We start from the raw sequence: 25620 nt of genomic DNA on the forward strand, positions 1-25620 counted from the left end.
AGTTTGCAAAGAATCATACGTGTCGAGGGGGTGATCACCAACACGCAAGCTGTCGCAGAATCCTACAAACAGGCTGTGACAAGCTGTTTTTTTATAACAGTTTTTTACAAAGCATAGCCGCAGTTGGCGGCTTTACAGGCCGGCCTGGCGTTCGCCTTCATCCTGCACTTCTGGTGCTTCGGTCGCTTCGCGCGGGCGGCGCACCTTGAGTTCGCTGACCACCACCGCGATCACGATCAGCAAGCCACCGAGCAGTGCCACGCCCGGCAGGCGCTCACCGGCGATGCGCCCGACGATCCCGGCCCACACCGGTTCACCGGCATAGATGAGGGTGGCGCGGGTGGGCGAGACCGACTTCTGCGCCCAGTTCATTGCCACCTGGATCACCGCGCTCATGGCGCCCAGGCCCACGGCGCTGGCCAGCAGCAGCCAGGAGAAGTCGGGCAGGCGCTCCTGGGTCGGCACGATCATCAGGAACGCCAGCAGCGAGGCGGTTGCCAGTTGCACCACGGTGACCCGGCGCACATCGACCTGGCCGGCGTAGCGGCTGATCAGGATGATTTCGCCGGCGATGGCCACGGCGCTTACCAGGGTGACCAACTCGCCCTCGCTGAAGTGCAGGCTGCCGCCCTCCGGCCCGGCCAGCAGCATCAGGCCGATGAACGCCAGGCCGATACCGATGCTGGGCATCAGGCCGGGGCGCCGGCCCAGTACCAGCCACTGCAACAGCGGCACGAACGGCACGTACAGCGCGGTGATGAACGCCGACTGGCTGCTGCTGATGGTTTGCAGGCCCATGGTCTGCAGGCCGTAGCCGAGCATGATCGACACGCCGATCAGCATGCCGGCTTTCAGCTCGGTGAAGGTCAGCCCCGGCAGCGCCCGCGCCGAGACCACGCCAACGAACAGGGCGGCTGCAGCGAAGCGCAGGCCGACGAAGAACATCGGGCCGCTGACGGTCATCACGTTATGCACCAGCAGGAAGGTGCCGCCCCACAGCATGGTGATGAAAACCAGTACAAGTTCGGCCTTGCTCAGGCGAAAGGTAGTGGCAGGGGTCGGCTTGCTGCTGGGCTGGTTCATGGTCTTGCGCACTCGGAGGGGGGCGGCGCACAATCGCCGCAAAGTGGGCAGTATACTGCGCAATATCGACCAGTGAGCAATATAGTGCACAATGATTCCTCGCACCGGGCATCGGTGCTGCAACATGTCAGCCTCAATGTACGCAGCCTGCGCAACGCTGCGGGTATGAGCCAGACGGCGCTGGCCGAGCGCTCCGGGGTCAGCCGGCGCATGCTGGTGGCGATCGAAGCGGGCGAAAGGAATGTCAGCCTGACCACCCTTGACCTGATTGCCGAAGCCTTGGGCGTGGCTTTCAGTACCCTGATCCAGGCGCCTGACCAGCGCGACCCCGGGCGCATCGACGAGTTGGCCTGGGCCGGTGAGCACCCGCAGAGCCGGGCGGTGCTGCTGGGCAGCAGTATGGCAAGACGCGAGGTGGAGCTTTGGGAATGGACGTTGGCGCCGGGCGAGTGCTATTCCAGCGAGGCTGATGCCGAAGGCTGGAGCGAGCAGATCTATGTAGCGCAAGGGCAACTGACGCTGATTATCGAAGGGGTCGAGCATCGCCTGCAGGTCGGGCAGTTCCATGTGTTTCCCAGCAACTGCCGGTATGCGTATCGCAACGATGGGGCGGTGGCGGTGCGGTTTGTGCGCAATGTGGTGATCTGAGGTAGCCGGTTTTGGGGCTGCTGCGCAGCCCATCGCGACGCAAGGCCGCTCCCACAGGTACCGTGCCAGACATCAGATTTGCGCGGCACCTGTGGGAGCGGCCTTGCGTCGCGATGGGGCGCAAAGCGCCCCCAAATTCCACTGATCAGCTATTCAGCAACTCATCGGTCCTGACCACCTTGGCATAGGCAAACGCCAACGCCGCCATCACTGAATCATGCACCTGCGCCGCCGGCACCCGCTTGCCATCGAACTCCAGTGGCAGCGTGGCACAGGCATCGTGCGCCACGGTCACGTCATAACCCAGGTCGGCCGCGGCACGGGTGGCGGCGTCGACGCACATGTGGCTCATGCTGCCGACGATGGTCAGGGCTTCGACGCCATGCCGGTCCAGCGTGTGCTCAAGGTCTGTGCCGAGGAAGGCGTTGACCTTGTGCTTGAGTACCACTGGCTCGCCCGCCATCGGCTCGACCTTGGCGTGGATGGCCGCACCCTGTGAGCCTGGCGCGAAGAACGGCGCATCGGCGCTGTCGAACTCATGCCGCACATGCACCACCAGGTCGCCCCGTTGACGCGCTGCCGCCAGCAGGCGGGCGGCATTGTCGGCCGCCTGGTCGGCGCCATCGAGGGTCCATTTGCCGCCCGGAAAGTAGTCGTTCTGGATGTCGATGATGATCAGCGCCTGCTTGCTCATGCTGCCTCCTGTGGCAGTAGTCGTTGGATGACGTTAGTTATAGGCTGTGTGCACTGACCTGAGGATTGGCGCGAACGACACTATGCGGGCAAAAACTGACAACCCCGCCAGCCTGGACATCGGCCTGCTGCTTTACCCCGGCGCGCAGCGTGCTGCCGTGCATGGGCTGGCCGACCTGTTCCTGGTGGCCAACCGGGTGGCTGCCGAACTGGGGGCCGTCGAGTTGCCAGCGGTGCGTATCAGCTTCTGGCAGGCAGATGAGGCGGGGCAGTTGCAGCCTGCCCCTGAGAGCCCACCTGCCGTCGCGTCCGAGCTGCGGGTACTGATCATTCCGCCGAGCCTGGAGTCTGCCCCGCAAGGTGAGCTGCTTGAACGCCATCGCGCTTCGTTGTGCCAGTTGCACGGGCACGGCACGGTGCTGGCGTCGGTGTGCATCGGGGTGTTCTTCATCGCCGCCAGTGGCCTGCTCGACGGGCGCCCGGCCTGTACTCACTGGAACTACGTGCATTCGCTTGCCCAGCGTTTTCCCAAGGTGCGGGTCGAGGCCCAGCAACCGTTGCTGGACGATGGAGACATCGTCACCTCGGCCGGGTTGATGGCCTGGACCGAGCTGGGCTTGCGCTTGCTGGAGCGCTTCATGGGCGCGACGGTGGCGCGGGAAACTGCCCGTTACCTGGCGGTCGATCCGGTCGCGGCGCCGCTGCCCGGCGCAGTGTTCAACCCGCGCCTGGACCATGGCGATGAGGCAGTGCTGAAAGTGCAGCACTGGTTGCAGGGCAACGGAGGGCAGGATGCCGACCTGGCCAGCATGGCCGCATGTGCGGGGCTGGAGGAGCGCACCTTCCTGCGGCGTTTTCGTGCTGCCACGGGGCTACGGCCTACCGAGTACTGCCAGCAGGTGAGGGTGGGCCGGGCGTGCCGCTTGCTGGAGTTCACCCGGCGCAATGTCGAGCAGATTGCCTGGGGCGTCGGTTACCAGGACCCGGGTGCATTTCGCAAGGTGTTTCAGCGCATCACCGGTCTGACCCCGAGTGATTACCGGCGGCGCTTCGCGGTATCGGGTTAGGGCGAGAGGGGCGTTCCCAGGGTGGAAAACCGCTTGACCTTGACATAACTTGAGGTTTTACCCTGCACGGCGTCGCGCTGCATGCGTCCGTCGCCAGGAGACCTTTCATGACGGCAACATCTCATCCCCTGTGGTTTACCCAGATGATCGAATATGAAGTGCCCGGCAGGTGCCAGCAGGCGTTGGCCCAGGCGCTGGTGGCGCGCAGCGAAGAGCTGGCCGCGCGCTGCGAAGGGTTGCAGGGTGTCAGCATCCAGGCCAGTGACGATGGCAGCCGGGTGCTGCAGTACCTGCAATGGCAGTCCCGCCAGGCGTGGGCGGCGGCGGCCGTGCTTTTTGTCGAGGAGCCGTTCCTTGAGCTGCTTGGCCAGCATCAGGCGCGTAGCGTCAACTTTTCCGCCTACCAGACCCTGCGCAGCCTGGTACGTGGCGCCGATGGCGGCCTGCATTGCCAGGTGGGGGAGCCTCAGGCATACCAGGGCGCGTAGTGCGGGTAACGGTCCAGGCGGGCGCCAATGACCATTTCGCTGACCCATGCCGCCAGGATCGAGCTGTAGGCTTTCTGGCTCTCTTCGCTGGACAGCGCGTGGTCGGCACCGTCGACGATGCGGTGGGTGAGCGAATGGGCGCTGACGAATGCCGAGCGGTAGCTCATCAGCGTGCTGTGCGGCACGTAGTCGTCTTGCTCGGACTCCACCAGCAGTACGTCACCACCGAACTCGGCACAGGCTGCCAGTGCGCGGTTGTCCGCCGGGCCGAGCGGGCGCTGGCGGTAGGCGTTCAGCCGTTGCCGGTCGAGGGTTTGCTTGGGGAGGTTCCATTCATCGTCCCAGTACATGGCGGGTACTCGCAGGGCCAGCCATTTGACCGGCCGCACGCGGGTCAGCAGGGTGGCCAGGTAGCCGCCATAACTGCTGCCGATGATGGCGATGGCACTGCTGTCGACGACCGGGTGGCTTACCAGCCGGTCGTAGGCCACCAGCAGGTCGGTCAGGTTCTGTTCGCGGGTCACCGTCAGCCGTTGGCTTTCGGTTTTTTCGTGGCCGCGCAGGTCGAAGGTCATGCACACGCAGCCCAGCCCGGTGATATGCCGGGCACGTGCCAGGTCGCGTTGCTGGCTGCCACCCCAGCCGTGCACGAAGAGAATGCCCGGCATCTTGCTGCCGGGGCTGACCAGGGTGCCGACGATGCTGTCATCCTCGACCTGCAGTTCAACGGTTTCACTCTCAATGGCCATGTTCGCGAATCCGCGCAAATTTGCTGAGTTGTCCGAGTTCACTGTCGTTTCCTTGGTAAAAGAGGGTGGCGTCAGTGGGCAGTTCGGGGGTGCCGAACACTTCATGGGTGGAGGCACGCACCCGTTGCAATGCCGGGTCGTCGGCAAACGCCTGCAACGCCAGCAGCTCGGCACTGCTGGCACCGCCCAGGCGCCAGGATTGTTCGAGCACGCCGCTGCGCAGGCGACCCTGGGGGGTCATGCCGCGGGCGATGTCGTAGTTGCGCCGTGAGGCGATGAAACCGGGGAAGTGCTGCTCGGCGGCCTGTTCGTAGGCCATCGCCTGGTTGATGGCCAGGCGCAGCGGCTCGTCCAACGGCAGTTGCAGCAGTGCCTGGTAATCACCGCGCACCACCACCAGGTCGGAGCCGCCATACACTTCCGTGCCCTGATGGTCACGGGTCAGTTGCTGGGTGCCGTGATAGCTGCAGGTCAGACCGGCGACGCGTACCTGGCCGACGCTGAAGGTTTGCACTTCGCTCAGGTCTTCTTCGAGCACCAGCCCCCATAGCGCAAGGTCCTGGGCATCCATGCCGGCCAGCAGTGGTTGCAGTTCATCCATCGTGGTGATGACCTGTTGCCCTCGGCCTGCACAGGCCAGTACCGGCTTGACCCGCAGCGGGCCGTCCGCCAGCAACAGCTGTGCGGCGGTGCGCGCATCGGCCTTGCTGAACACGGTGTAGCCGCGCAGCAGGGCGTCGCTGGCTTGCCGGGCGAAGGCATCGGTCCAGCCTGGCGGGAAACTGGCTCCGGCCGGCAGCGGGTGGGAGATTGCCTTGGTCGCCATGTAGGGGTGTGCGACCAGCCCGCCGAACAGGTCGTGCTCGCTGCAGATGCCCAGGGCGGCATGGCGCTTGGGGTCGACCAGGGTTTCGGTGGGCAGGTAGTAGTAGCCATCGGCGGCGCCTGGTGGCTGGCTGGGTTGCACGTACGTGCAGCCCAGCAGGCGGGCCAGGCCGTCGGCAAGCTTCAGGTGCACGGCATGCTCGTGGTCAGGGGTGCGCGCGCGGGTGTCGAGCAGCACCACGCCGCTTTTAGGGGAGCAGGCATTGGGCATGGTCATCTGCCTGTGTGCAATGAATGTACAGTGTGTGAAGCCGGTGCTTTGGGGAAGTTCAGCGGAACATGATCGATGGTCCTGGCCCTGCTGTAGGAAATGTCCGGTTTGCGCAGGGCAATGCGTGCCGTGCGTCGGTCGCCACGATTGCAGGGCTTCGGCGGCTGTTCCATTATCGGCACACTGGATCAACCGTGATGTAGCCGCAGGAGAGCGCATGAACGTTCAGACCACCCTTGAGCAAAGCGTGCCGCAGCGACTGGCGCGCATGCGCCAGGCCATGGCCGCAGAGGGCATCGATGCCTTGCTGGTGCCCTCGGCAGACCCCCACCTTTCCGAATACCTGCCCGGTTACTGGCAGGGGCGCCAGTGGCTGTCGGGCTTCCACGGTTCGGTCGGCACACTGGTGGTCACGCTTGAGTTTGCCGGGTTGTGGGTCGATAGCCGCTACTGGGAACAGGCGGATCACGAGCTGGCCGGCAGTGGTATCGAACTGATGAAACTATTGCCGGGCAAGCCCGGTGCGCTGGAATGGCTGGGCGAAAACGTTGAGTCCAACGGCAGCGTCGCGGTGGATGGCGCGGTCATGGCCTTGGCCTCGGCGCGCCAGTTGGGCGAGCGGCTGAAGGCGCGTGGGGCGCGGCTGGTCACCGACAAGGACTTGCTGGGCCGGGTCTGGGAAGGGCGCCCGGCGCTGCCCGCCAACCCGGTGTACCAGCACTTGCCGCCACACGCCTCGGTGAGCCGGGCGGAAAAGCTCGCACAGCTGCGCCAGGATATGCAGGTCAAGGGGGCCGACTGGCACTTCATCGCTACCCTCGATGACATCGCCTGGCTGTTCAACCTGCGCGGTAGTGATGTGTCCTACAACCCGGTTTTCCTGGCCTTTGCCTTGATCAATCAGCAGCAGGCCATCCTGTTCGTTGGCCAGGACAAGATGGATGCGCACCTGCGTCAGGTGCTGGCGGTCGACGGCATCGAGGTGCGCGACTACAGCGAAGCAGGCAAGGCGCTAGGCGCGGTTCCGGCCAAGAGCCGGCTGCTGGTGGATCCGGCCCGGGTAACCTGCGGCTTGCTGGGTAACCTGCCGGCAGATGTGCTGCTGGTCGAGGGGCTCAACCCCACCACCCTGAGCAAGTCATGCAAAGGTGAAGACGACCTGATGCACATTCGCCAGGTCATGGAGCAGGACGGCGCCGCCCTGTGCGAATTCTTCGCCTGGTTCGAGGCCAGCCTCGGTCAGCAGGTGATCACCGAATTGACGGTTGACGAGCAGTTGAGCGCCGCGCGAGCCCGACGCCCGGATTATGTGTCGTTGAGCTTCTCGACCATTGCCGCCTTCAATGGTAACGGGGCGATGCCACATTACCGTGCCACCGAGCAGTCGCATGCGGTAATCGAGGGCGATGGTTTGCTGCTGATCGATTCGGGCGGGCAGTACCTGGGCGGCACCACCGACATCACCCGCATGGTGCCGGTGGGCAACCCCAGCCTTGCGCAGAAGCAGGATTGCACGCGCGTGCTCAAAGGCATGATCGCTCTGTCGCGCGCCACCTTCCCGCGTGGCGTGCTGTCGCCGTTGCTCGACGCCATTGCCCGGGCACCGATCTGGGCTGACCAGGTTGATTACGGCCACGGCACCGGGCATGGGGTGGGGTACTTCATGAACGTGCACGAGGGGCCGCAAGTCATTGCCTACCAGGCGGCGCCCACGCCGCAGACCGCGATGCAGGTGGGTATGATCAGCTCGATCGAGCCGGGCACGTACCGCCCAGGACAGTGGGGTGTGCGCATCGAGAACCTGGTGGTCAACCGCGAGGCTGGCAACAGCGCCTTCGGCGACTTCCTGAAGTTCGAGACCCTGACGCTGTGCCCGATCGACACTCGTTGCCTGGTACCCGAGCTGCTGGCCAGGGAAGAGCTGGACTGGTTGAACGGCTATCACGCCAGGGTACGCGAGCGCCTTGCGCCCTTGCTCAAGGGTGACGCGCTGGCCTGGCTGGAGGCGCGTACCGCGCCGTTGTAAGGCAAATGAAAAGGGCAGCTTGCGAGCTGCCCTTTTTTCTACTTGCAGATGACGATCATGCTACGGCTGGTGTAACCCGCCGGGTTGATGCCGAACAAGTAGTCACCGGGTTCTTCATCGCTATCGCCCGAGCGTGCAATGACCCGGTAGCCGCGCGTGCTGCAGGAGCTTGCGGCCTTGCTGTAGCAGTTGTCCCACGAGGAAGAAAGGCCGGAGCAATTGATATGCAGGCCCTTCTTGCCCCTTTTGACCTCAGTCTTGGCCGTGGCGGCACATCCAGCAATAGCCAAGATGGCCAGGATGAGCAAAATACGTTTCATTCCTGTCCTTAAATGCAGGGCGGATCAGCTGTCTGGCCCCGTCGTTATCGCTTTGGTTCTTCCTGAAATTTCCCCAGCGTCCGTGTTCGGTCCAGTAGATAGCGCAAAGATGATGATTCGGTGACAGCTTAATCAGCGAGGCGGGCCGCTACAATCACTAATCCTGTCTCAAATGAAAATATTTCTCATATCAGTCTGCTGCGACGGCTGGGCTGGGTTCCGTGCGCATGGACAGGGTGGTGCCGACCGACGCGGTAATGATCGCCAGGATAGCCAGCCACTGGGTGAACGTCAGCACCTCGCCCAGGAACAGCAGACCAGACAGTGCACCAAATGCGGGCTCGATGCTCATGAGGGTGCCGAAGGTGCGTGCCGGGATGCGCGTGAGGGCAACCATCTCCAGGCTGTAGGGCAGGGCAGTGGACAGCACTGCGACGCCCAGGGCCATGGGGATCAGGGCGGGCGTGAGCAATGCGCTGCCGGCGTGGGCGATACCGATGGGGGCAACGAACAGTGCGGCGACCACAACGCCCAGAGCGGCACTCTGGATACCGTGCTCAGCCCCGGCACGCTGCCCGAACAGGATGTACAGCGCCCAGCACACCCCTGCGCCCAGGGCATAGGCGGCGCCGACCGGGTCGAGGGCCTGTCCGCCATGGCCGGCAGGTAGCAACAGCAGCAGGCCGACGATGGCCAGGGCAATCCACAGGAAGTCGATCGGCCGGCGCGAAGAGAAGATCGCCACGGCCAGCGGGCCGGTGAACTCCAGTGCCACGGCAATGCCGATCGGAACCGTTTGCAGGGCCATATAGAAGAGGAAGTTCATGCCGCCTAGCGCCATGCCATAGATGATGACGTTGCGCAGGGTGTTGCGGGTCATGCGCACACGCCACGGGCGCAGTATCAGCAGCATGATGATGCTGGCGAAGATCAGGCGCAGGGTGGTGGTGCCTTGGGCGCCGACGAGGGGGAACATGCTTTTCGCCAGGGAGGCACCGGACTGTATCGATGCCATGGCGATGAGCAGCAGGCCGATCGGGAAGAGAGTAGCGGCCAGGCTGCGGGGCTGGGTGTTCATTTCTGTGCGGCGATCCTTGAGTGGGATTGGAGTGAGCAATATAGTGCGCAATTACGGCGTGTGGGGGCAAGGTGCCCGGCGTTGTTATTTCGGTGCCTGTGAGATCGAGCGCCGCCCGCGCGGCGCTCGATCTCACAGGCGCAGAAGGTGTTGTGGCGAGCACCTGGTGGCCCTGACGCGGTCTTTTCAAAAAAAACCTAAATTATTGAAATTAAAGGTTGACCCCCTGAAAAGCCGCCCTATAATGCGCACCACTCCAACGCGGTAACGAAGCAAAGCAAGTCACCCTGTTGAGTCAAGTGTTTGAAGCTAAACGAGTTTCTCGCAAAAAACTTCAAAATAAACGCTTGACAGCAAATGAGGAAAGCGTAGAATGCGCGCCTCGGTTGAGACGAAAAGCTCTTAACCAAACGCTCTTTAACAAATCGAATCAAGCAATTCGTGTGGGTGCTTGTGAGTACGGACTGATAGTCACAAAGATTATCAGCATCACAAGTGACCATGCGAGAAATCACATAGTCATTTGAGATTGCTGAGCCAAGTTTAGGGTTTCTTAAAAACCCAAGCAGTATTGAACTGAAGAGTTTGATCATGGCTCAGATTGAACGCTGGCGGCAGGCCTAACACCATGCAGGTAGGGGTTTTGTCTTTGTGGCGCAAAAATTTCCGGGCATACGCGATCCCTTGTGGGAGCGGGCGAGTCGAGGCGTCGAACCGCCGCGAACACCGGCAAAGCCGGTGCCATTCACCGCGTCGTCTGCTTCGCGGGCATGCCCGCTCCCACAGGGAGTGCGCGAGCTTCCAGCAACACCCGGAAGCATTCATGAAATGTGCGTCATTTATGCCTGACGAATCACAGGTCAATGCTACGCTCGCGGAAATACTCAGCACGGATACCCATCATGGAAATGAACTGGCACCAGGCCCTGCAAGAGAGCCTGAGCTGGCTGGCAATCGCCTCGTTCATCACCCTTGTCTGCTTCACTGCAGCCGCCACACTGGCCGTACGTTGTACGCGCTGGGGTAGCCAGTTCTGGCAGCTTGCCGGGCCATATTTCAGTTTCAGGCGCAGTTGGCGGCCGTTACTGGTGTTCGCCCTGCTGCTGGTACTGACGCTATTCTCGGTGCGCCTGAACGTGCTGTTCTCGTTCTGGTACAACGGCTTCTACAGCGCCTTGCAGGGCCTTGATCAAGCCGCATTCTGGTACCTGCTCGGTGTCTTCGCGGTATTGGCCACCATCCACGTGTTGCGTTCGCTGTTCACCTTCTATGTAAGCCAGGCCTTCAGCATCCAGTGGCGGGTCTGGCTGACCGAGCGCCTGACCCACGACTGGATGCACGGCGATGCCTACTACCGTGGCCAGTTCCTCGCCGAGCCGGTGGACAACCCCGACCAGCGTATCGAACTGGACGTCAACGCCTTTGTCAGCAACTCGGTGACCCTCGCCCTGGGTGCGGTCAGCGCGCTGGTGTCGCTGGTGGCGTTCACCGGGATCCTCTGGGGGCTGTCGGCACCGCTGGCTGTCGCCGGTGTGGAGATCCCCCGGGCGATGGTGTTTGCCGTGTACCTGTATGTCATCGTCGCCACCTGGATCGCCTTCCGCCTCGGGCGACCGCTGATCCGCCTGAACTTCCTCAACGAAAAGCTCACCGCCAACTTCCGTTACGCGCTGATGCGCCTGCGCGAGAACGCCGAGAACATCGCCTTCTACCAAGGCGCGCAAGTTGAGCGGGGCACCTTGCTGGGCCGCTTTGGTGCCTTGATCGTGAATGCCTGGGCGCTGGTGTACCGGAACCTCAAATTCAGTGGTTTCAACCTGGGCGTGAGCCAGGTTGCAGTGGTGTTCCCGTTCATTCTCCAGGCACCGCGCTTCTTCAGTGGGGCGATCAAACTGGGCGATGTCATGCAGACCTCACAGGCCTTTGGCCAGGTGCAGGATTCGTTGTCGTTCTTCCGCGAGTCGTATGATGCGTTTGCCCAGTACCGGGCCACCCTCGACCGTCTGACCGGGTTCCTCGATGCCAACGAGCAGGCGAGCGCTTTGCCGCGTGTCATCACCGAGGACCAGGCGCATGCCTTGGCGATCAGCCGTCTGCAGGTGCTGCGCCCCGACGGGCATGCCCTTATCGCCGACCTGGACCTTGACCTGCACGCCGGCCAGGCGCTGTTGATCAAGGGCCCGTCGGGCAGCGGCAAAACCACGCTGCTGCGTGCGCTGGCGGGCCTCTGGCCGTATGCCGAGGGTGAGGTCAGGCGGCCGCTGGGCCACCAGGCGCTGTTCCTGTCGCAGCGGCCGTACCTGCCGCTGGGCGATCTGCGCACCGTCATCGCCTACCCGGCGGCGAGCAAGCCTGAGGACGAAACGCGGATGCAGCAGGCCTTGCGCCAGGTCAACCTGGCCCACCTGGCCGAGCGGCTGGACGTCAGTTGTGACTGGTCACACATTCTCTCGGTCGGTGAACAGCAGCGCCTGGCGTTTGCCCGGGTGCTGTTCAACCGGCCTCAGGTGGTGTTTCTTGACGAGTCCACCTCGGCCATGGACGAAGGTCTGGAGCATGCTCTGTATTCGCTGTTGCGCACGGAAATGCCGGGTGCGCTGCTGGTCAGTGTCGGGCACCGCAGCACGCTGGCAGGGTTCCATACCCACCGGCTGGAGGTGGATGGGCATGGCGGCTGGTCGTTACTGGAACAGCAGCCAGCGCTGGTCTAGTTCGGCTTGCCGGTGGTCGGGCCTGATCTGAGCAATGCGACCCCGACCAAGGTGCCGCCGGCACATGCTGCGCCAAGCAGGAATGTCGCCTGAAAACCGGCCCCGTCCCACAGCAGCCCGGCCACCACGCTGGCCACCAGCAGCGCCACCCCGGTCAGCAGGTTGAACAGGCCGAAGGCCGTACCGCGCAGGTCGACGGGGGCGCTGTCGGCGATCATGGCGGCAAAGATGCCTTGGCTGAAGCCCAGGTGCAGGCCCCAGGCGGCCACCCCCATGGCCAGCCCGGCCCAGCCCGGCAGCAGGGCCAGCAGCAGGTCGGCGGTGACCAGCAGCCCCAGCCCGGTCATCAGCACGCCATGGCGGCCTACGCGGTCCGACAGCGCCCCGGCCGGGTAGGCCGACAGCGAGTAGGCCAAGGCCATGAGCACCAGCACTGCCGGCGCCCACAGCGGCGCCAGGCCCATGTCCTGGGCGCGTAACAGCAGAAACGCCTCGCTGAAGCGGGCGAGGGTGAACAGCGTGGCCAGGCCGATCAAGCGCCAGTAGGCCGGGCCCAGGCGAGCCAGTTCGTGCACTGCCAACGGTGAGCGTACCGGCCGGGCGGTGGCCGGCGTTTCAGGTTCGCGCACGCAGGCGATGAGGATGTACACCGCCACGAACGCCGGGATCACTGCCACCCAGAACACCGTCTGGAAATGGCTTGCGGTCAGCCACATCAACAGGATCGCCAGCAACGGCCCAAGGAAGGCGCCCACGGTGTCCAGCGCCTGGCGCAGGCCGAAGGCTGCACCACGCAGTTCAGCGGGCGTGACATCCGCCACCAGTGCGTCGCGCGGCGCCCCACGAATACCCTTGCCGACCCGGTCGACGAAGCGTGCCGCGGTCAGCCACTCCAGCCCGGAGGCCATGGGGAACACGGGTTTGCTCAGCGCCCCCAGGCCATAGCCCAGAACCGTAAGCAGCTTGCGCTTGCCCAGACGGTCGCTGAGAGCGCCGGAGAAAACCTTGGTGATCGAGGCAGTCGCCTCGGCGATGCCTTCGATAAAGCCCACCGCCACTACCGAGGTACCGAGCACGGTGACCATGTACAGCGGTAGCAGGGCGTGAATCATTTCCGAGGAAATGTCCATGAACATCGACACGAAGCCCAACGCCCAGACGCTGCGAGGGATCTTCACCAGGGGCCTGGTGGTGTTCGTGGGGCGGCATTCTTCGTGGCTGCGCATCAGGGGGGACTCGGCAGAGGGCTACCTTCGAAACTGTAGGAGATTGCCCAGCCCTTTGGGCTGCGCTGTCGCGTGGAGAACTGAATTCGCAAGCGGCCCGCTCCCACAGGGGCCCCGCTGATTCAAGGGGGTATGTGCCAGCAACGCAATCTTGTCGGCAAAGTTCCGTTACAAACATGTAAACTTCGTAAATAAGATTCAAACTCATTTAGGAATCTCTATATTTACCATCCCTGTTGGCCACCAAACTGTGTTTGCGAGGCCGGTGGGCGAGGGCCCCCGGTTTCCGACAGGGATGTGCCGTTTCGCTCATGAATCGCAGGAGATGTACCCATGCAGTGCAAGACTTCACCCAACAGCCTGGCCCTGGCGTTCGTCGCGCTGGCGTCACCGGTCATGGTGGCCAGCGCGGCTCAGGCAGAAGAAAAGCGCACGGGTGAGGTGCTGGAGATGCCGGTTGCCGACAACGCGCTGGTGATCGAGGACACCCTGGTCACCGCCGAGCGCGAGGCGCGCCAGGCCCTGGGCACGTCGATCATCACCGCCGAAGACATCAAGCGCCACCCGCCGGCCAATGACCTGTCCGACATCATTCGCCGCGAACCCGGGGTCAACCTGACCGGCAACAGCGCCAGCGGCGCGCGGGGCAACAACCGGCAGATCGACCTGCGCGGCATGGGCCCGGAAAACACCCTGATCCTCATCGACGGCAAGCCATCCAGCGCACGCAATGCCGTGCGCTATGGCTGGAACGGCGACCGCGATACCCGCGGTGAAACCAACTGGGTACCGGCCGAAGCGGTCGAGCGCATCGAGATCCTGCGTGGCCCGGCGGCCGCACGCTACGGCTCCGGCGCCATGGGCGGGGTGGTCAACATCATCACCAAGCGCCCCACCGACGCACTCAAGGGTAGCGTCAGCCTGTACACCCAGTTGCCGGAAGACAGCGCCGAGGGCGCCAGCCGCCGGGCCAACTTCAACCTGGGTGGCGGCCTGACCGACAACCTCGGCTTCCGCCTGTACGGCGGCCTGGCCAAGACCGACGCCGACGACCTGGACATCAACGCCGGGCATGCCACCAGTGCGCTGGTGGCGGGCCGCGAAGGGGTGCGCAACAAGGACATCAATGGGCTGCTGAGCTGGAAGCTGAATGACGAGCACCGCCTCGAGGCCAGCGCCGGCTACAGCCGCCAGGGCAATATCTTTGCCGGCGACACCATGAACAGCAACGGTGGTGGCGACGTCGAGTTCGTGTCCAGCCTGTACGGCCACGAAACCAATGTGATGCAGCGCAGTACCTACGACCTGACCCACCTGGGCGATTTCACCTGGGGTACCAGCAAGACCGTGCTGGCCTACGAGTACGTGCGCAACTGGCGCCTCAACGAGGGCCTGGCAGGCCGCACCGAAGGTGCCCCCAATGCCGAAGGCGCCGCCATGTCGCGCCTGCGCAACACACGCCTGAGCAGTGAAGTGAACCTGCCATTCGCAATGGGCAGCACCGAGCATGTGCTGACCCTGGGCGGCGAATACCTGTACGAAACGCTCAATGACCAGGGCTCGCTGCGCCCGCAAAGCTCGGACCCCACGGGTAATGACGGGCTGGTCGGTTTCGACCGCAGCAGCTCGAAGACGACCGCCCGCAGTTATGCGCTGTTCGTCGAGGACAACATCATTGTCGGTGACACCACCATTACCCCGGGCCTGCGCTTTGATCACCACGAAACCTTCGGCGACAACTTCAGCCCCAGCCTTAACCTGTCGCACAAGCTGACCGAAGCGCTGTCGGTCAAAGGCGGCATCGCGCGCGCCTACAAGACCCCGAACCTGTACCAGTCCAACCCCAACTACTTGCTGTACAGCCGTGGCAACGGTTGCAGCGTGCAGCAGACCAACAACGGTGGCTGCTACCTGCAGGGCAACGCCGACCTCAAGCCCGAGATCAGCGTCAACAAGGAAATCGGCCTGCTGTACGACCGGGGTACCTGGCGCACCAGTGCCACGTACTTTCGCAACGACTACAAGAACAAGATCATCGGTGATACCGATGTGCTGTACACCATCGGCACCGGCAGCCGCGTGACCCAGTGGGACAACGCCGGCAAGGCGCGGGTGGAAGGCATCGAAGGCAACCTGTTCATCGAGCTGACACCGGCCCTGGACTGGAACACCAACCTGACCTGGATGCTCGACAACGACAACCGCGAGACCGGCGAGCCGCTGTCGGTGATCCCGGAATACACTGTTAACACCACCCTCGACTGGCGCGCTACCGACAAGCTGTCGTTCCAGGTGGCGGGTACTTACTTCGGCAAGCAGAAGTCGCCGGCCTACAACGACCGTACCCAGCAAGCCTACGACAAGGCCGCGCAACAGGATGTGGAAGCCTACGGCCTGGTGGATGTCAGCGCCGGGTACAGGTTCAACGCCAACTACGACATGCGGGTGGGGGTGAACAACGTGTTCGACAAGCAGATCTTGCGTGGCGGCAACGCCAGTACTTCGGGCGCCAATACCTATAACCAGCCGGGCCGGGCGGTGTTCGCTGCGCTGAACATCAACTTCTGACACCACGGGCCGCTGTGCGGCCCATTCGCCGGCAAGCCCCACCTCGAGCGCATCGACCTCAAGCCATGCGCTATCCCTGTGGTAGCGGGCTTGCCTGCGAACACCGAAGCAGCCGGTGCCATAATGTTGCAGCAAAAAATGCCACAGCATGCTAAACCATGCGCCCCAGCCCGCTGCGAGATAAACCCGGTGAAAGCCGTCCACCTGACCCTGATCTGCCACGCCCTGACCCAGGCTCAGAAGACCGGGCGCCTACACCGTGCGGACGACGGCATCCTGCCGTTGCTCCAACAGCCTTTCGCCGACCTTTCCGGTGTGCCGGTGCTGACTGCGCCAGAGCGGCGAGCCTGTGAGACGGCGGCGTGGTTTTCGGGGCAGGCTCAGGTCGAGCCGGCCCTGGCCGATTGCGACCTGGGGCGTTGGCAAGGGCTGACGCTCAAGCAATTGCAGGCCGAGCAACCGCAGGCATTGACCGAATGGCTGCAGGACCCGGCCAGTGAGGTGCACGGCGGCGAGTCGTTCGCCGTGCTTTGCCAGCGCATGGCCGCCTGGTTGGCGGCTTTCGACAGGCCGGGTGAATGGCTGGCGGTTACCCACCCGATGGTCATGCGCGCCGTGCTGGTGCAGGTGCTTGGCTGCCCGATGAGTGCCAGCCAGCGGATCGACGTGTTGCCGCTGTCGCGTCTGGAGCTGAGCCTGACCGGGCAGTGGCGCCTGCGCCTGGGCTGAAGGTCAGAACGCCAGCTTGTAGCCGATCAGCAGCAGCATCGCTGCCAGGCACGGGCGCAGTACGCGGTCGGAAATCCGCCCGGTAAGGTGGCTGCCCAGGTAGATGCCTGGCAGTGAGCCCAGCAGCAGGTAGCCCAGCAGCGACCAGTCCATGTTGCCCATGCCCGCATGGCCCAGGCCCGCTACCAGGGTCAGTGGCACGGCATGGGCGATTTCGGTACCGACCAGGCGGCGGGTGACCAGGAAGGGGTACAGCAGGAACAACGCCACGGTACCCAGTGCGCCAGCGCCAATCGAGGTGAGGGTGACCATCACCCCCAGCACCACGCCGGTGAGCACGGTGAGGGTGTTCAGGCTGCGGTCGCTGAGGTGGTAGTGGTCACCGGCGTGCCGGCTGGCGAAGGCCTGCAGACGCGATTTGAACAGGATGGCCAGCGCGGTCAGGATAAGCACCACCGCCAGGCCTTGCTTGATGACGGCGTTGAGCGCCGAGGTGTCGGTGTGCAGGGTGCTGAGGAACCACAGGGTCAGTGCCGCCGCGGGCACGCTGCCCAGGCTGAGCAGGCCGGTGATCTTCCAGTCGACGTTCTTGTTGCGCGCATGCACCCAGACGCCACTGGCCTTGGTGATGGCGGCATAGAGCAGGTCGGTGCCGACGGCCGTTGCCGGGCTGATGCCGAACCACAACAGGATCGGGGTCATCAACGAGCCGCCACCGACGCCGGTCATGCCGACGATGAAACCTACGATCAGGCCTGCAATGGTGAAACCGAAAGAACCTACATCCATACGCTACTCGACTGCCCAACTTTGCCCGTTATCGGATGCAGCCAGCATATAGATTTTTTTATAGCCAAATAGACTTGTTCGTTATTAGGTTATAACCGAGTCAGGGGCTGAATAGGTTCCCTGTGGGAGCGGGTTTACCCGCGAAGCAGGCGCCGCGGTGGATGGCACGGGCTTCGCCCGTGTTCGCGGGTAAACCCGCTTCCACAGGGGATCGCGCCAGTTTTCGGATTTTTAGCAAGGCAGTTTCTTCCTGAGGGCCTGTCAGCGATCAGTCATCACCACCATCACATGTGCATCTGCGCCATCGTCACTTTCCGACAGGTAGATATGCCCCACCTGGCTGTCGAAATATGCCGTCTCCTGCGGCCCGATGCTCACCGCTTCGCCGGTTTCGAACTCGATACGAACGCGCCCGCTCAGCACCAAGGCGAACTCTTGCCCAGGGTGGCGGATAAAATCGTCGAACTGGCCGCGTTCACGGGCAATGATGCGGGCATAGGCGGGGGTCATGCGCCGTTCCGGGAAGTCGCCGGCGATCGGGTGGTATTCATAGGTGCCGGTCGAGTAGCCCGCCGCGCCCGGCAGCGACTCGACCACCACGGTCACCGGTACCGGCGCCGTGACCGTGCCGCTGGCGCGCAACAGCTGGGCAATGTCGACATTCAGCGCCCGGGCGGCGGCGGCGAGTTTTTCGTAGCTGACCGAGACCTGCGCCAGCTCCATCTTCGACAAGGTGGACAGCGGTACGCCACTGGCTTCGGACAATTGCTTGAGGGTCATCTGGCGCGCCTTGCGCACCTGGCGCAGGCGCTGGCCGACTATGGCACGGTCCAGCAGGGGTAGGGCAGCGGGCATTCGGGGATCTCGGCATGCGGCGTTTGTCGGGCATCTTACCTTGGACCCTTGCGCATTCATAAATTCTCATATATTAGAATTCTCACAAATGATAATTTGCCTGGCAGGAGCGTGCATGACCCCGATCTACGACACCCTGATCATCGGCGCTGGCATTGCCGGTGCCTCCCTGGGCTATCGCCTGGGCGGCCAGCAGAAGGTGCTGCTGCTCGAGCGCGAGGCACAGCCTGGCTACCATTCCACCGGGCGTTCGGCAGCCATGTTCATGGAGGCCTACGGCACTCCGCAGATCCAGGCGCTGACCCGCGCCAGCCGGGCTTTCTACGAAGCACCACCGCAGGGCTTCTGCGAGCACCCGCTGCTGGAACCGCGCGGCTGCCTGTACGTCGCCAGCCTGGAACAGCGCGCGCTGCTTGAGCAGACCTATGCGCAGAACCTGGCCAATGGCACCGAGGTCAGCCTGCTTGACCGCGACGCCGCCCTGGCCCTGGTGCCGAGCCTGCGTGGCGAGACCCTGGCTGGCGCGGTGCTCGAAGCGGGCGCCATGGACCTGGACGTACATGCCCTGCACCAGGGCTTCCTGCGCGGCTATCGCGCCGCTGGCGGTGAACTGCGCTGCAACGCCGAGCTGATCCAGGCCTGGTACCTGGATAACCTGTGGCAGGTGGAGCTGGGCGATGGCAGTCGCGTGCAGGCGCGCCAGCTGGTCAATGCCGCAGGCGCCTGGGCCGACCGCGTGGCCGAGCAGTGCGGTGTCGCGCGTATCGGCCTGCAACCCTGCCGACGCAGTGCCTTTACCTTCCCCGGCCCGGCAGATCAGGACTTCGCCCGCTGGCCGGCGGTGATCGGGGTTGACGAGAGTTTCTACTTCAAGCCCGACGCCGGCCAGTTGCTGGGTTCGCCGGCCAATGCCGACCCGGTCGAACCCCAGGACGCCGCCCCCGAGGAGTTCGACGTGGCGTTGGGCATCTACAACATCGAAGCCATGACCACCCTGGCGATCCGCCGGCCGAGCCACACCTGGGCCGGGCTGCGCTCGTTCGTCGCCGACGGCGACCTGGTGATCGGTTTCGATGCGCATGCACCAGCATTCTTCTGGCTGGCGGCACAAGGTGGCTATGGCATCCAGTCGGCTGCGGGCGCCTCGCGCCTGGCTGCCGACCTGTTGCTGGGGCAACCCCTGTGTCCCGGTCTTGTCAGCCAGGGGGTGGTGCCCGAGCGCCTGTCCCCGGCCCGTTTCCAACAACCCTGAAAGGAGCACTCCATGAGCAATGATATCCAGCGTTTCCCCAGCAGCCTGCCGTTCCCGTTTTCCCGTGCGGTGAAAGCCGGCGGCTTCCTGTTCCTCTCCGGCCAGGTGCCGATGAGTGCCGGCGGCGAAGTGGTGCGCGGGGACATCCAGACCCAGACCCGCGCCGCCTGCGAGCGCATCGCCGAAAGCCTGGCGGCCTGTGACGCGCGTTTCGACCAGGTGGTCAAGGCCACGGTATGGCTGTCGGACATGAGCCACTTCGCCGGCTTCAACGAGGTGTACAAGGAATTCTTCGGCGCAGCGCTGCCGGTGCGCTCGACCGTGGCCTCGGCATTGGCGCTGGGGGTGGATGTGGAGATCGAAGTGCAGGCGTTTGTCGGCGATTCGTGACCGAACAAATAGCCCCAAAAAGCGATGCGGTGGCAGTAAGACAACAACAATAAATCCAGAGGTTCACATGCAAGAGCAGCTGAAGATTGCAGGCGCATTTGTCGGCGTGATCGTGGGGGCGGGGTTCGCTTCAGGGCGGGAACTGCTGTTGTTCTTTGTCGATTTCGGTGTGTGGGGGCTGGCCGGTGCGCTGGTCAGCGCGGCCTTGTTCACCTTCCTCGGCATGGCCCTGGCGGGACTGGGCAATCGCCAGCAGGCCACCTCGCACAAGGATGTGATCCAGGCCATCTGTGGCCGTCACCTGGGCCTGTTCGTCGACTGGCTGATCACCTTTTTCATGTTCGCCGTCACCGTGGTCATGCTGGCCGGCGGTGGTGCCTTGCTGGAGCAGCAGTTCGGCATCCCGGCACTGACTGGCAGCGTGCTGGTGACGCTTGTGGTGGTGGGCATCGTGTGCCTGGACGTGCGCAAGGTGATCCTCGCCATTGGCGCCATCACGCCGTTGCTGATCCTGGTGGCGTCGGCGATTGCGCTGTACGCAGTATTCACCCGTGAGCAGAGTTTTGCCCAGCTTGACCAGCTGGCCAGCCAGCAACAGGCCGGCACCCGTCACTGGCTGCTGGGGGCGTTCTTGTACGTGTCCTATAACATCGTTGCCGGCGCGCCGATCCTGGCCATTCTGGGCGGCTCGGCCAAGGGCGAGAAAACCGCGGTTTGGGGTGGACTGCTCGGTGGCGCAGCACTGGGCGGCCTGATGCTGGTGATGAGTGCCGGGCTGTTGTCGCGCCTGGACAGCGTGGCTGACCTGCCGATGCCAATGCTGTCGATTGCCAACGAAGTGTCACCGCTGCTGGGGCTGGTGATGTGTCTGATCATCTTCGGCATGATCGTCAACACCGCGGTGGGTACGTTGTTTTCGTTCCTTTCGCGGCTGTTGCCGGCAGGCACGGCGAAGTTTCGCTGGGGCTCGGCGGTGACCGGGGTGGTGGCGTTCGGCTGCAGCCTGGTGGGTTTCATCAGCCTGGTGGGCGAGGTGTACCCGTTGTTCGGCTACCTGGGCTTTGTGCTGATGGCTGCGGTGCTGCTGGGCTGGGTGCGGCGGGGCAAAGTGGTTAAAGCGGCGGTGGCGTAGGGGGCTGCTGCGCAGCCCAATCGCGACACAAGGACCGCACCGCACCTGTGGGAGCGGCCTTGCGTCGCGATTGGGGCGCAGAGCGCCCCCCTGGTCCATCAGATCCTGAAACTGCCCACCAATTGCTTCAGGCGCCCGGCCTGCTGGGCCAGTTGGTCGCAATGGCGCAGGGTCTCGTTGAGGTTCTCCACCCCTTGCTGGTTCAGGGCGTTGATCTGGGTGATGTCCAGGTTGAGGCTCTCGACCACGGCGGTCTGCTCTTCGGTAGCCGTAGCCACCGACTGGTTCATGCCATCGATCTCGCCAATGCGCTGGGTAACGCTGGCCAGGCGTTCGCCAGCCTGGTTGGCCACCTGCACGGTCTGCTCGCTGGAAACCTGGCTGGTGTTCATGGTGTGCACCGCTTCGCGCGAGCCTACCTGCAGGCTGGTGATCATGCGGTGGATTTCTTCCGCCGATTCCTGGGTGCGGTGCGCCAGGTTGCGGACCTCGTCGGCCACCACGGCAAAGCCACGGCCGGCTTCACCGGCACGGGCCGCTTCAATGGCGGCGTTCAGCGCCAGCAGGTTGGTCTGCTGCGAGATGCCCTTGATCACGTCGAGGATCTTGCCGATTTCGTCCGTGCTGGCGTTGAGCGTTTCGATTTGTGCGCAGGACTCGCTGATGCGCTGCGATAGGGCGGTCATGGCGCTGATCGCTTCTTCGACCACTTCACGGCCACCGTGGGCCTGCTCGCTGGCACCGCTGGCATGCTGCGAGGCATCGGCGGCGTTGCGGGCGATTTCCTGGGTGGCGGCACCCAGTTCGTTGATCGCTGCGGCCACGCTGTTGGTGCGCATGCTTTGCTCTTCGGAGCCGATGATCGATGCATTGGAGGCATTGACCACCTTCTCCGACAGGTCGTGCACCAGGCGGGTGGCCGAGGACACTTCGCTGATCGACGCATGAATGCGCTCGACAAAGCGGTTGAACGATGTGGCCAGTTCGCCGAATTCGTCCTTGTTCTGTACGGTCAGGCGGCGGGTAAGGTCACCTTCGCCCTCGGCGATGTCGCGCATGGCGCGGCCCATGGTGGTCAGCGGGTTCATCAGCACCGGGATCAGCAGGCCGAGCAGGCCGGCGATGGCGGCCACGGCAATCAGCATGGCGATGATCGCCGAGGTGCGGAACTGGCTGAGGGCGGCGTAGGCCTTGTCCTTGTCGATCGACAGGCCGATGTACCACTGTGCCGAAGGCAGGCCGGCCACCGGGGCGAAGGAGATGATGCGGTCCTGGCCATTGAGGGTGACATCCTGCATGCCGGCGGCAACCTGCAGGTTGCTGCCGGGGTAGATGTCCTTGAGGTTCTTCATCACCTGGTCTTTGTCGGGGCTGACGATCACCTGGCCATTGCTGTCGGCCAGGAAAGCGTGGCCGATGCCGCCGAAATCGACCGAGTTGATGATCTCGACCAGGGTGTCGAGGGTGACGTCACCGCCGACCACTCCCATCAGTTCGCCATTGCCCTTGCTTTTCACAGGCGTGGCGATGGTTACCATCAGGCCGCCGACAGCGCCTTGGTACGGGGCAGTCAGCACAGACTGCCCGGCGCTGGCAGCGGCGCCGTACCACGGGCGCTGACGTGGGTCGTAACCGGCGGGCATCTGCGCATTGGGGCGCTGAGTGAACGCACCGTTGGCCTGGCCCAGGTAGGTGAACAGGAAATTGCGCGTATAGGACGGCTGCTCGATCAGCCCGTCCAGGGTGTCGCCAGCGCCTTGCTGGGCGATGTCCTGGGCCAGGTTTTCCAGGACCAGGATGCGCCCGCTCATCCAGTTCTGCACACTGCTGGCGGTCAGTGCACCGGACTGCTGCACCGAAGCTTCGATGTTCTGGCGGATGGTATTGCGTTGCAGGTAGTCGTTGTAGAGCGTGAACAGGGCAAATGCCAGGACCACGACGCCGCAGGCGCTGAGCAGGATCTTGTGGCGAAATTTCAGGTTCATGTTTCGAGACCTTGGGCCAGTGAGGGGAGGGCGCAGCGCGCTCATGACGCATTGCGGAACCTATCGATCGGGATATCGGCTCAGGGGGTAAAAGATTGATGCTCTTACAGAAAATTCTTACGGTCGTTTCGACGGACGGTATTCAAGGGTTACACAACTGCTCTATCAACAGGCGTGCAGCCTGCTGCAACGGTTGTTGCTTGCGCCACAAGATGTGTACCGGCAACTGCAGTTCGTTGCGGGTGTTGCGAAAATCCAGGCGCACCAGGCGCCCGCTGGCCAGCAGAGGCGCGACCCGCGACAGCGGCAAGTCACCCCAGCCCAGGCCGGCTTCCACCATCTGCAGGGCGAGGTCGAAGCTGTCGGTGGACCAGTGCGTGGCGCCTATCAGCGGGCGTGGATCGGTCAGCGGCAAGTCACGGCTGCGTACCAGTATCTGGCGCACCCGGGTCAGGTCCTCGAGGTAGTGGATACGCCCTTCGCGCAAGGCCGGGTGGGCGGGGGACAGGGTGGCTATCAGCGACTCCATGCCGATGTGCTGGAAGCCACGACGGGCATCGACCTGCAGCCCGGCAAAGGCGATGCAGAGGTCGGCGCGGCCGCTGTCCAGCAGGTGCAGGGCTTCTTCCTGCGGGGCACTGAGCAGGGCGATGTCCAGTAGCGGGTGGCGCTCACCCAGGCAAGCGATGGCCGCCAGCAGCGGGCGGTGGTCGATGTCCGGCACCACGGCCAGGGTCAGGCTGCTTTCCAGCCCCTGGGACAGCTCCAGGGCATGCACCTGCAGCAGCCCCAGTTGCTCGGCGATCAGCCGGGCATGGGGTTCCAGCGCAATGGCCTGTGCGGTAGGGCGGACTTCGCGCGGGCCGCGTTCGAACAAGGTGTAGCCCAGTTCGGCCTCAAGGTTGCCGATGGCCATGCTCACGGCCGAAGGTACCCGCTGCAGGGCGCGCGCGGCGGCGGAAAACGAACCGCGGTCGAGCACGGCGAGAAACAGCTGGATATTGTCGCTGGAAAAGTTCATGGCAGCCTCCTGTCAGTAGATCTGACAGCTGCTGACTTTTGCTGTCAAGCACGATGAAGCATGATCGCGCCCCATCGCTTTTGTCATTGGAGGTAACCCCGGGTGCAGGGACTCAAACGCAAACTGGTCTATGTGACTTTCTATGAACTGATCGGGTTGTGCATGTCGACCCTCGGGCTGGCCTACCTGTCGGACAGCCAAGCTTCCCATACCGGGCCTTTGGCGGTGATGATCACCACCATCGCCATGCTCTGGAACCTGATCTACAACACCCTGTTCGAGTGGTGGGAGAGTCGTCAGGCAAAGCGCGGGCGTAGCGTGGCGCGGCGGGTGGCGCATGCCATCGGCTTCCAGCTGACCCTGGTGGTGTACCTGATTCCGCTGATTGCCTGGTGGCTGGACATGACTTTGCTGGAGGCGTTGCTGGTGGACATGGCGTTCATCGTGCTGGTGCCGTGCTACACCTTTGCCTACAACTGGGCGTTCGACCGGGTGTTCGGGTTGCCCAGTTCGGCAATGGCGACAGCCTGATTCAGCCTGTGCCGCCCTGTTCGCGGGCACGCCCGCTCCCACAGGATTTCCACAATTCTCAAGACCTGTGATACCCCTGTGGGAGCGGGCGAGCCCGCGAAGAGGCCAGTACAGACAATGGCTAAGGCGGCAGGCGAATGATCAAAGGCTCCTGCTGTTGCTTCACCTGCTGTTCAACCGGTTGTTCAGCCGGCCGCGGCGCACTGGCCAGCAAACTGTCCTCGACCTGCCCCGACAGGTAATACACCCCTGCCATTGCCCCGCTCTGGCGGTTCTCCATCAGTTCCTGCCATTCCTGGCTCAGCGCCACGTTGAGGATCACCCGCAGCTGCTCGACCATCTGCGGGTGTTCGCGGTCATGGGTCATGATTCCGTAGCCGGCTGCCGCAATCGAAATCATCGCCCCCGCCACCTTGCCCACCGCTGACGCCACGGCGCTGGCGATGCCGCGCGGGGCCAGGGTGGCGCCGAGTTTTTCGCTGGCCTGGTTGGCTACCGAGTTCAGCCCGACATCGGTCTTGCCGGGGCCTTTGCCAGCCTGCTGGTGCAGGTGTTGGCGCATGGCTTGCCAGGCCGGTTGCTGGGCCAGCGACTTGGCCCGCAGCAGTTGATACAGGCTGGCATTACGCGCATCTGGCGGCCCCAGGGCGATGGTGGGAATGCGGTTGAGGCGCTGGCTGAACTGCTCGGGGGGCGCGTTGTAGCGGCTGATGATGGCCGGCAGCTGCTGGCCGAGCAGTTGCAGGTACAGCTCGCAGGCACGGTCGCGGATGCCTTCGGGGTTGATCTGTTCGGCCACCGGCTCGATCACCCGTTTGTGGTACTGCTCCTGCAGGTACAGTGCCAGGCGTTTTTCCGCCGGCTCCCGGCCTTCACCGCTGTCGATCTTGTACCAGGCCACCTTGAGGGTCAGCCACTGCTGGGTCCAGTAGCCGGTGAACCAGGGGATGAAGTCGCTTTCGGTGCGCTGCTGTACCTGTTCCTTCCACACCCGCATGGAGCGCCGGGCATAGTCGTTGGCCGAGCTGGCGGCGCCGACCGAGGCGTCGATCAGTTCCTGGTCGATGCGTTGCCAGGTGGCGGGGGTGAGCACCACGGGTGGCGGCGGGGCAGGTGGGGGCTTGCCTGCGCAGCCGGCCAGGACCAGCAGCAGGCACAGCAGCAGGAGGACTCGAGTGCTCAC

General features: G+C 63.8%; 23 protein-coding genes and 1 pseudogene. 11 read left to right on the forward strand and 13 right to left on the reverse strand.

The genetic code is table 11. From position 1 onward, the window contains the following. Positions 1–132 precede the first annotated feature (132 nt). Entirely contained in the window at positions 133–1083 is a 951-nt protein-coding gene (locus A4C63_RS18575; protein WP_063913970.1) for a DMT family transporter, read from the reverse strand. Between the two features lie 84 nt (positions 1084–1167). Here A4C63_RS18575 and A4C63_RS18580 point away from each other — a divergent pair, with 84 nt between their 5' ends. After that, on the forward strand, positions 1168–1731 hold the full coding sequence (locus tag A4C63_RS18580) for a helix-turn-helix domain-containing protein (RefSeq protein ID WP_063913971.1): 564 nt from the start codon (positions 1168–1170) through the stop codon (positions 1729–1731). 145 nt (positions 1732–1876) lie between these two features. Here A4C63_RS18580 and A4C63_RS18585 read toward each other — a convergent pair whose 3' ends face one another. Then, positions 1877–2425 carry a cysteine hydrolase family protein gene (locus A4C63_RS18585; RefSeq protein ID WP_063913972.1) on the reverse strand — a complete coding sequence of 183 codons (549 nt, stop codon included), beginning with the start codon at positions 2423–2425 and terminating at the stop codon, positions 1877–1879. Between the two features lie 82 nt (positions 2426–2507). Here A4C63_RS18585 and A4C63_RS18590 point away from each other — a divergent pair, with 82 nt between their 5' ends. Both A4C63_RS18590 and A4C63_RS18595 read left to right on the forward strand, forming a co-directional pair. After that, the gene (locus tag A4C63_RS18590) at positions 2508–3491 is read left to right on the forward strand and encodes a GlxA family transcriptional regulator (RefSeq protein WP_063913973.1); all 984 of its coding nucleotides are present in this window, start codon (positions 2508–2510) and stop codon (positions 3489–3491) included. Between the two features lie 107 nt (positions 3492–3598). After that, on the forward strand, positions 3599–3979 hold the full coding sequence (locus A4C63_RS18595; RefSeq protein WP_063913974.1) for an antibiotic biosynthesis monooxygenase: 381 nt from the start codon (positions 3599–3601) through the stop codon (positions 3977–3979). Here A4C63_RS18595 and A4C63_RS18600 read toward each other — a convergent pair. Then, positions 3958–4728, reverse strand: a complete 771-nt coding sequence (locus A4C63_RS18600) for a S9 family peptidase (RefSeq protein ID WP_063913975.1) — start codon at positions 4726–4728, stop codon at positions 3958–3960. The genes A4C63_RS18595 and A4C63_RS18600 overlap by 22 nt on opposite strands. Then, complete coding sequence (locus tag A4C63_RS18605) at positions 4718–5830, reverse strand: DUF3182 family protein (RefSeq protein ID WP_063913976.1); 1113 nt, start codon at positions 5828–5830, stop codon at positions 4718–4720. The genes A4C63_RS18600 and A4C63_RS18605 overlap by 11 nt, the downstream gene beginning before the upstream one ends. Positions 5831–6041: 211 nt before the next feature. Here A4C63_RS18605 and A4C63_RS18610 point away from each other — a divergent pair, with 211 nt between their 5' ends. After that, complete coding sequence (locus A4C63_RS18610; RefSeq protein ID WP_063913977.1) at positions 6042–7850, forward strand: aminopeptidase P family protein; 1809 nt, start codon at positions 6042–6044, stop codon at positions 7848–7850. A 38-nt stretch (positions 7851–7888) separates the two neighbouring features. On the opposite strand, the gene A4C63_RS18615 is transcribed toward A4C63_RS18610, so the two are convergent. Together A4C63_RS18615 and rhtA are read right to left on the reverse strand one after the other, a co-directional pair. Then, positions 7889–8170, reverse strand: coding sequence for a hypothetical protein (locus tag A4C63_RS18615; RefSeq protein ID WP_025338390.1), 282 nt, complete (start codon positions 8168–8170; stop codon positions 7889–7891). A 190-nt stretch (positions 8171–8360) separates the two neighbouring features. Beyond that, positions 8361–9248, reverse strand: coding sequence for a threonine/homoserine exporter RhtA (gene rhtA / locus A4C63_RS18620; RefSeq protein WP_063913978.1), 888 nt, complete (start codon positions 9246–9248; stop codon positions 8361–8363). Positions 9249–10150: 902 nt separating this feature from the next. On the opposite strand from rhtA, the gene A4C63_RS18625 reads away from it, so the two are divergent. Then, the gene (locus A4C63_RS18625) at positions 10151–11959 is read left to right on the forward strand and encodes an ABC transporter ATP-binding protein/permease (RefSeq protein ID WP_063913979.1); all 1809 of its coding nucleotides are present in this window, start codon (positions 10151–10153) and stop codon (positions 11957–11959) included. On the opposite strand, the gene A4C63_RS18630 is transcribed toward A4C63_RS18625, so the two are convergent. Continuing rightward, positions 11956–13185 (reverse strand): MFS transporter, encoded by a 1230-nt coding sequence (locus tag A4C63_RS18630; protein ID WP_063913980.1) that lies wholly within the window; start codon positions 13183–13185, stop codon positions 11956–11958. The two genes, A4C63_RS18625 and A4C63_RS18630, sit on opposite strands and share 4 nt — an antisense overlap. 333 nt (positions 13186–13518) lie before the next feature. Between A4C63_RS18630 and A4C63_RS18635 the strand changes: the two genes are divergently transcribed. Beyond that, positions 13519–15753, forward strand: a complete 2235-nt coding sequence (locus tag A4C63_RS18635; protein WP_063913981.1) for a TonB-dependent siderophore receptor — start codon at positions 13519–13521, stop codon at positions 15751–15753. Between the two features lie 189 nt (positions 15754–15942). Continuing rightward, positions 15943–16482: a histidine phosphatase family protein gene (locus tag A4C63_RS18640; protein ID WP_063913982.1), complete on the forward strand. Its 540-nt coding sequence runs from the start codon at positions 15943–15945 to the stop codon at positions 16480–16482. A gap of 3 nt (positions 16483–16485) precedes the next feature. On the opposite strand, the gene A4C63_RS18645 is transcribed toward A4C63_RS18640, so the two are convergent. Both A4C63_RS18645 and A4C63_RS18650 read right to left on the reverse strand, forming a co-directional pair. Continuing rightward, on the reverse strand, positions 16486–17271 hold the full coding sequence (locus A4C63_RS18645; RefSeq protein ID WP_063913983.1) for a sulfite exporter TauE/SafE family protein: 786 nt from the start codon (positions 17269–17271) through the stop codon (positions 16486–16488). Positions 17272–17532: 261 nt separating this feature from the next. Continuing rightward, complete coding sequence (locus tag A4C63_RS18650; protein ID WP_063913984.1) at positions 17533–18126, reverse strand: helix-turn-helix domain-containing protein; 594 nt, start codon at positions 18124–18126, stop codon at positions 17533–17535. 115 nt (positions 18127–18241) lie between these two features. On the opposite strand from A4C63_RS18650, the gene A4C63_RS18655 reads away from it, so the two are divergent. The 3 genes from A4C63_RS18655 to A4C63_RS18665 all read left to right on the forward strand — a co-directional run bounded on the left by A4C63_RS18655 (position 18242) and on the right by A4C63_RS18665 (position 20900). Further along, positions 18242–19378, forward strand: a complete 1137-nt coding sequence (locus A4C63_RS18655) for an FAD-binding oxidoreductase (RefSeq protein WP_063913985.1) — start codon at positions 18242–18244, stop codon at positions 19376–19378. 12 nt (positions 19379–19390) lie between these two features. After that, complete coding sequence (locus A4C63_RS18660) at positions 19391–19768, forward strand: RidA family protein (protein ID WP_063913986.1); 378 nt, start codon at positions 19391–19393, stop codon at positions 19766–19768. A gap of 67 nt (positions 19769–19835) precedes the next feature. Next, positions 19836–20900 carry a hypothetical protein gene (locus A4C63_RS18665; RefSeq protein ID WP_063913987.1) on the forward strand — a complete coding sequence of 355 codons (1065 nt, stop codon included), beginning with the start codon at positions 19836–19838 and terminating at the stop codon, positions 20898–20900. A gap of 98 nt (positions 20901–20998) precedes the next feature. Here the strand turns inward: A4C63_RS18665 and A4C63_RS27075 are convergent, their stop codons facing one another. The 3 genes and pseudogenes from A4C63_RS27075 to A4C63_RS18675 form a co-directional block, all read right to left on the reverse strand. Continuing rightward, entirely contained in the window at positions 20999–21739 is a 741-nt protein-coding gene (locus A4C63_RS27075) for a methyl-accepting chemotaxis protein (protein ID WP_370290711.1), read from the reverse strand. 114 nt (positions 21740–21853) lie between these two features. After that, positions 21854–22930: pseudogene (mcpA, locus tag A4C63_RS27080) on the reverse strand (methyl-accepting chemotaxis protein McpA); the annotation flags it as partial. A gap of 97 nt (positions 22931–23027) precedes the next feature. After that, positions 23028–23906: a LysR family transcriptional regulator gene (locus tag A4C63_RS18675; protein ID WP_063913989.1), complete on the reverse strand. Its 879-nt coding sequence runs from the start codon at positions 23904–23906 to the stop codon at positions 23028–23030. Positions 23907–24008: 102 nt separating this feature from the next. Here A4C63_RS18675 and A4C63_RS18680 point away from each other — a divergent pair, with 102 nt between their 5' ends. Beyond that, on the forward strand, positions 24009–24437 hold the full coding sequence (locus A4C63_RS18680) for a PACE efflux transporter (protein WP_063913990.1): 429 nt from the start codon (positions 24009–24011) through the stop codon (positions 24435–24437). A gap of 121 nt (positions 24438–24558) precedes the next feature. On the opposite strand, the gene A4C63_RS18685 is transcribed toward A4C63_RS18680, so the two are convergent. After that, a complete protein-coding gene (locus A4C63_RS18685) occupies positions 24559–25620 on the reverse strand; it encodes a hypothetical protein (protein ID WP_063913991.1) in 1062 nt (353 codons plus the stop codon).

The sequence above is a fragment of the Pseudomonas sp. p21 genome (assembly GCF_001642705.1).
GTDB lineage: Bacteria > Pseudomonadota > Gammaproteobacteria > Pseudomonadales > Pseudomonadaceae > Aquipseudomonas.

Excerpts from the sequence above, each read along its gene's own strand:
- A4C63_RS18575 (WP_063913970.1), bottom strand. The coding sequence starts at position 1,083 with ATGAACCAGCCCAGCAGCAAGCCGACCCCTGCCACTACCTTTCGCCTG.
- A4C63_RS18585 (WP_063913972.1), bottom strand. The coding sequence starts at position 2,425 with ATGAGCAAGCAGGCGCTGATCATCATCGACATCCAGAACGACTACTTT.
- A4C63_RS18590 (WP_063913973.1), top strand. The coding sequence starts at position 2,508 with ATGCGGGCAAAAACTGACAACCCCGCCAGCCTGGACATCGGCCTGCTG.
- A4C63_RS18595 (WP_063913974.1), top strand. The coding sequence starts at position 3,599 with ATGACGGCAACATCTCATCCCCTGTGGTTTACCCAGATGATCGAATAT.
- A4C63_RS18600 (WP_063913975.1), bottom strand. The coding sequence starts at position 4,728 with ATGGCCATTGAGAGTGAAACCGTTGAACTGCAGGTCGAGGATGACAGC.
- A4C63_RS18605 (WP_063913976.1), bottom strand. The coding sequence starts at position 5,830 with ATGACCATGCCCAATGCCTGCTCCCCTAAAAGCGGCGTGGTGCTGCTC.
- A4C63_RS18610 (WP_063913977.1), top strand. The coding sequence starts at position 6,042 with ATGAACGTTCAGACCACCCTTGAGCAAAGCGTGCCGCAGCGACTGGCG.
- A4C63_RS18615 (WP_025338390.1), bottom strand. The coding sequence starts at position 8,170 with ATGAAACGTATTTTGCTCATCCTGGCCATCTTGGCTATTGCTGGATGT.
- rhtA (WP_063913978.1), bottom strand. The coding sequence starts at position 9,248 with ATGAACACCCAGCCCCGCAGCCTGGCCGCTACTCTCTTCCCGATCGGC.
- A4C63_RS18625 (WP_063913979.1), top strand. The coding sequence starts at position 10,151 with ATGGAAATGAACTGGCACCAGGCCCTGCAAGAGAGCCTGAGCTGGCTG.
- A4C63_RS18630 (WP_063913980.1), bottom strand. The coding sequence starts at position 13,185 with ATGCGCAGCCACGAAGAATGCCGCCCCACGAACACCACCAGGCCCCTG.
- A4C63_RS18635 (WP_063913981.1), top strand. The coding sequence starts at position 13,519 with ATGCAGTGCAAGACTTCACCCAACAGCCTGGCCCTGGCGTTCGTCGCG.
- A4C63_RS18645 (WP_063913983.1), bottom strand. The coding sequence starts at position 17,271 with ATGGATGTAGGTTCTTTCGGTTTCACCATTGCAGGCCTGATCGTAGGT.
- A4C63_RS18650 (WP_063913984.1), bottom strand. The coding sequence starts at position 18,126 with ATGCCCGCTGCCCTACCCCTGCTGGACCGTGCCATAGTCGGCCAGCGC.
- A4C63_RS18655 (WP_063913985.1), top strand. The coding sequence starts at position 18,242 with ATGACCCCGATCTACGACACCCTGATCATCGGCGCTGGCATTGCCGGT.
- A4C63_RS18660 (WP_063913986.1), top strand. The coding sequence starts at position 19,391 with ATGAGCAATGATATCCAGCGTTTCCCCAGCAGCCTGCCGTTCCCGTTT.
- A4C63_RS18665 (WP_063913987.1), top strand. The coding sequence starts at position 19,836 with ATGCAAGAGCAGCTGAAGATTGCAGGCGCATTTGTCGGCGTGATCGTG.
- A4C63_RS27075 (WP_370290711.1), bottom strand. The coding sequence starts at position 21,739 with ATGCGCACCAACAGCGTGGCCGCAGCGATCAACGAACTGGGTGCCGCC.
- A4C63_RS18675 (WP_063913989.1), bottom strand. The coding sequence starts at position 23,906 with ATGAACTTTTCCAGCGACAATATCCAGCTGTTTCTCGCCGTGCTCGAC.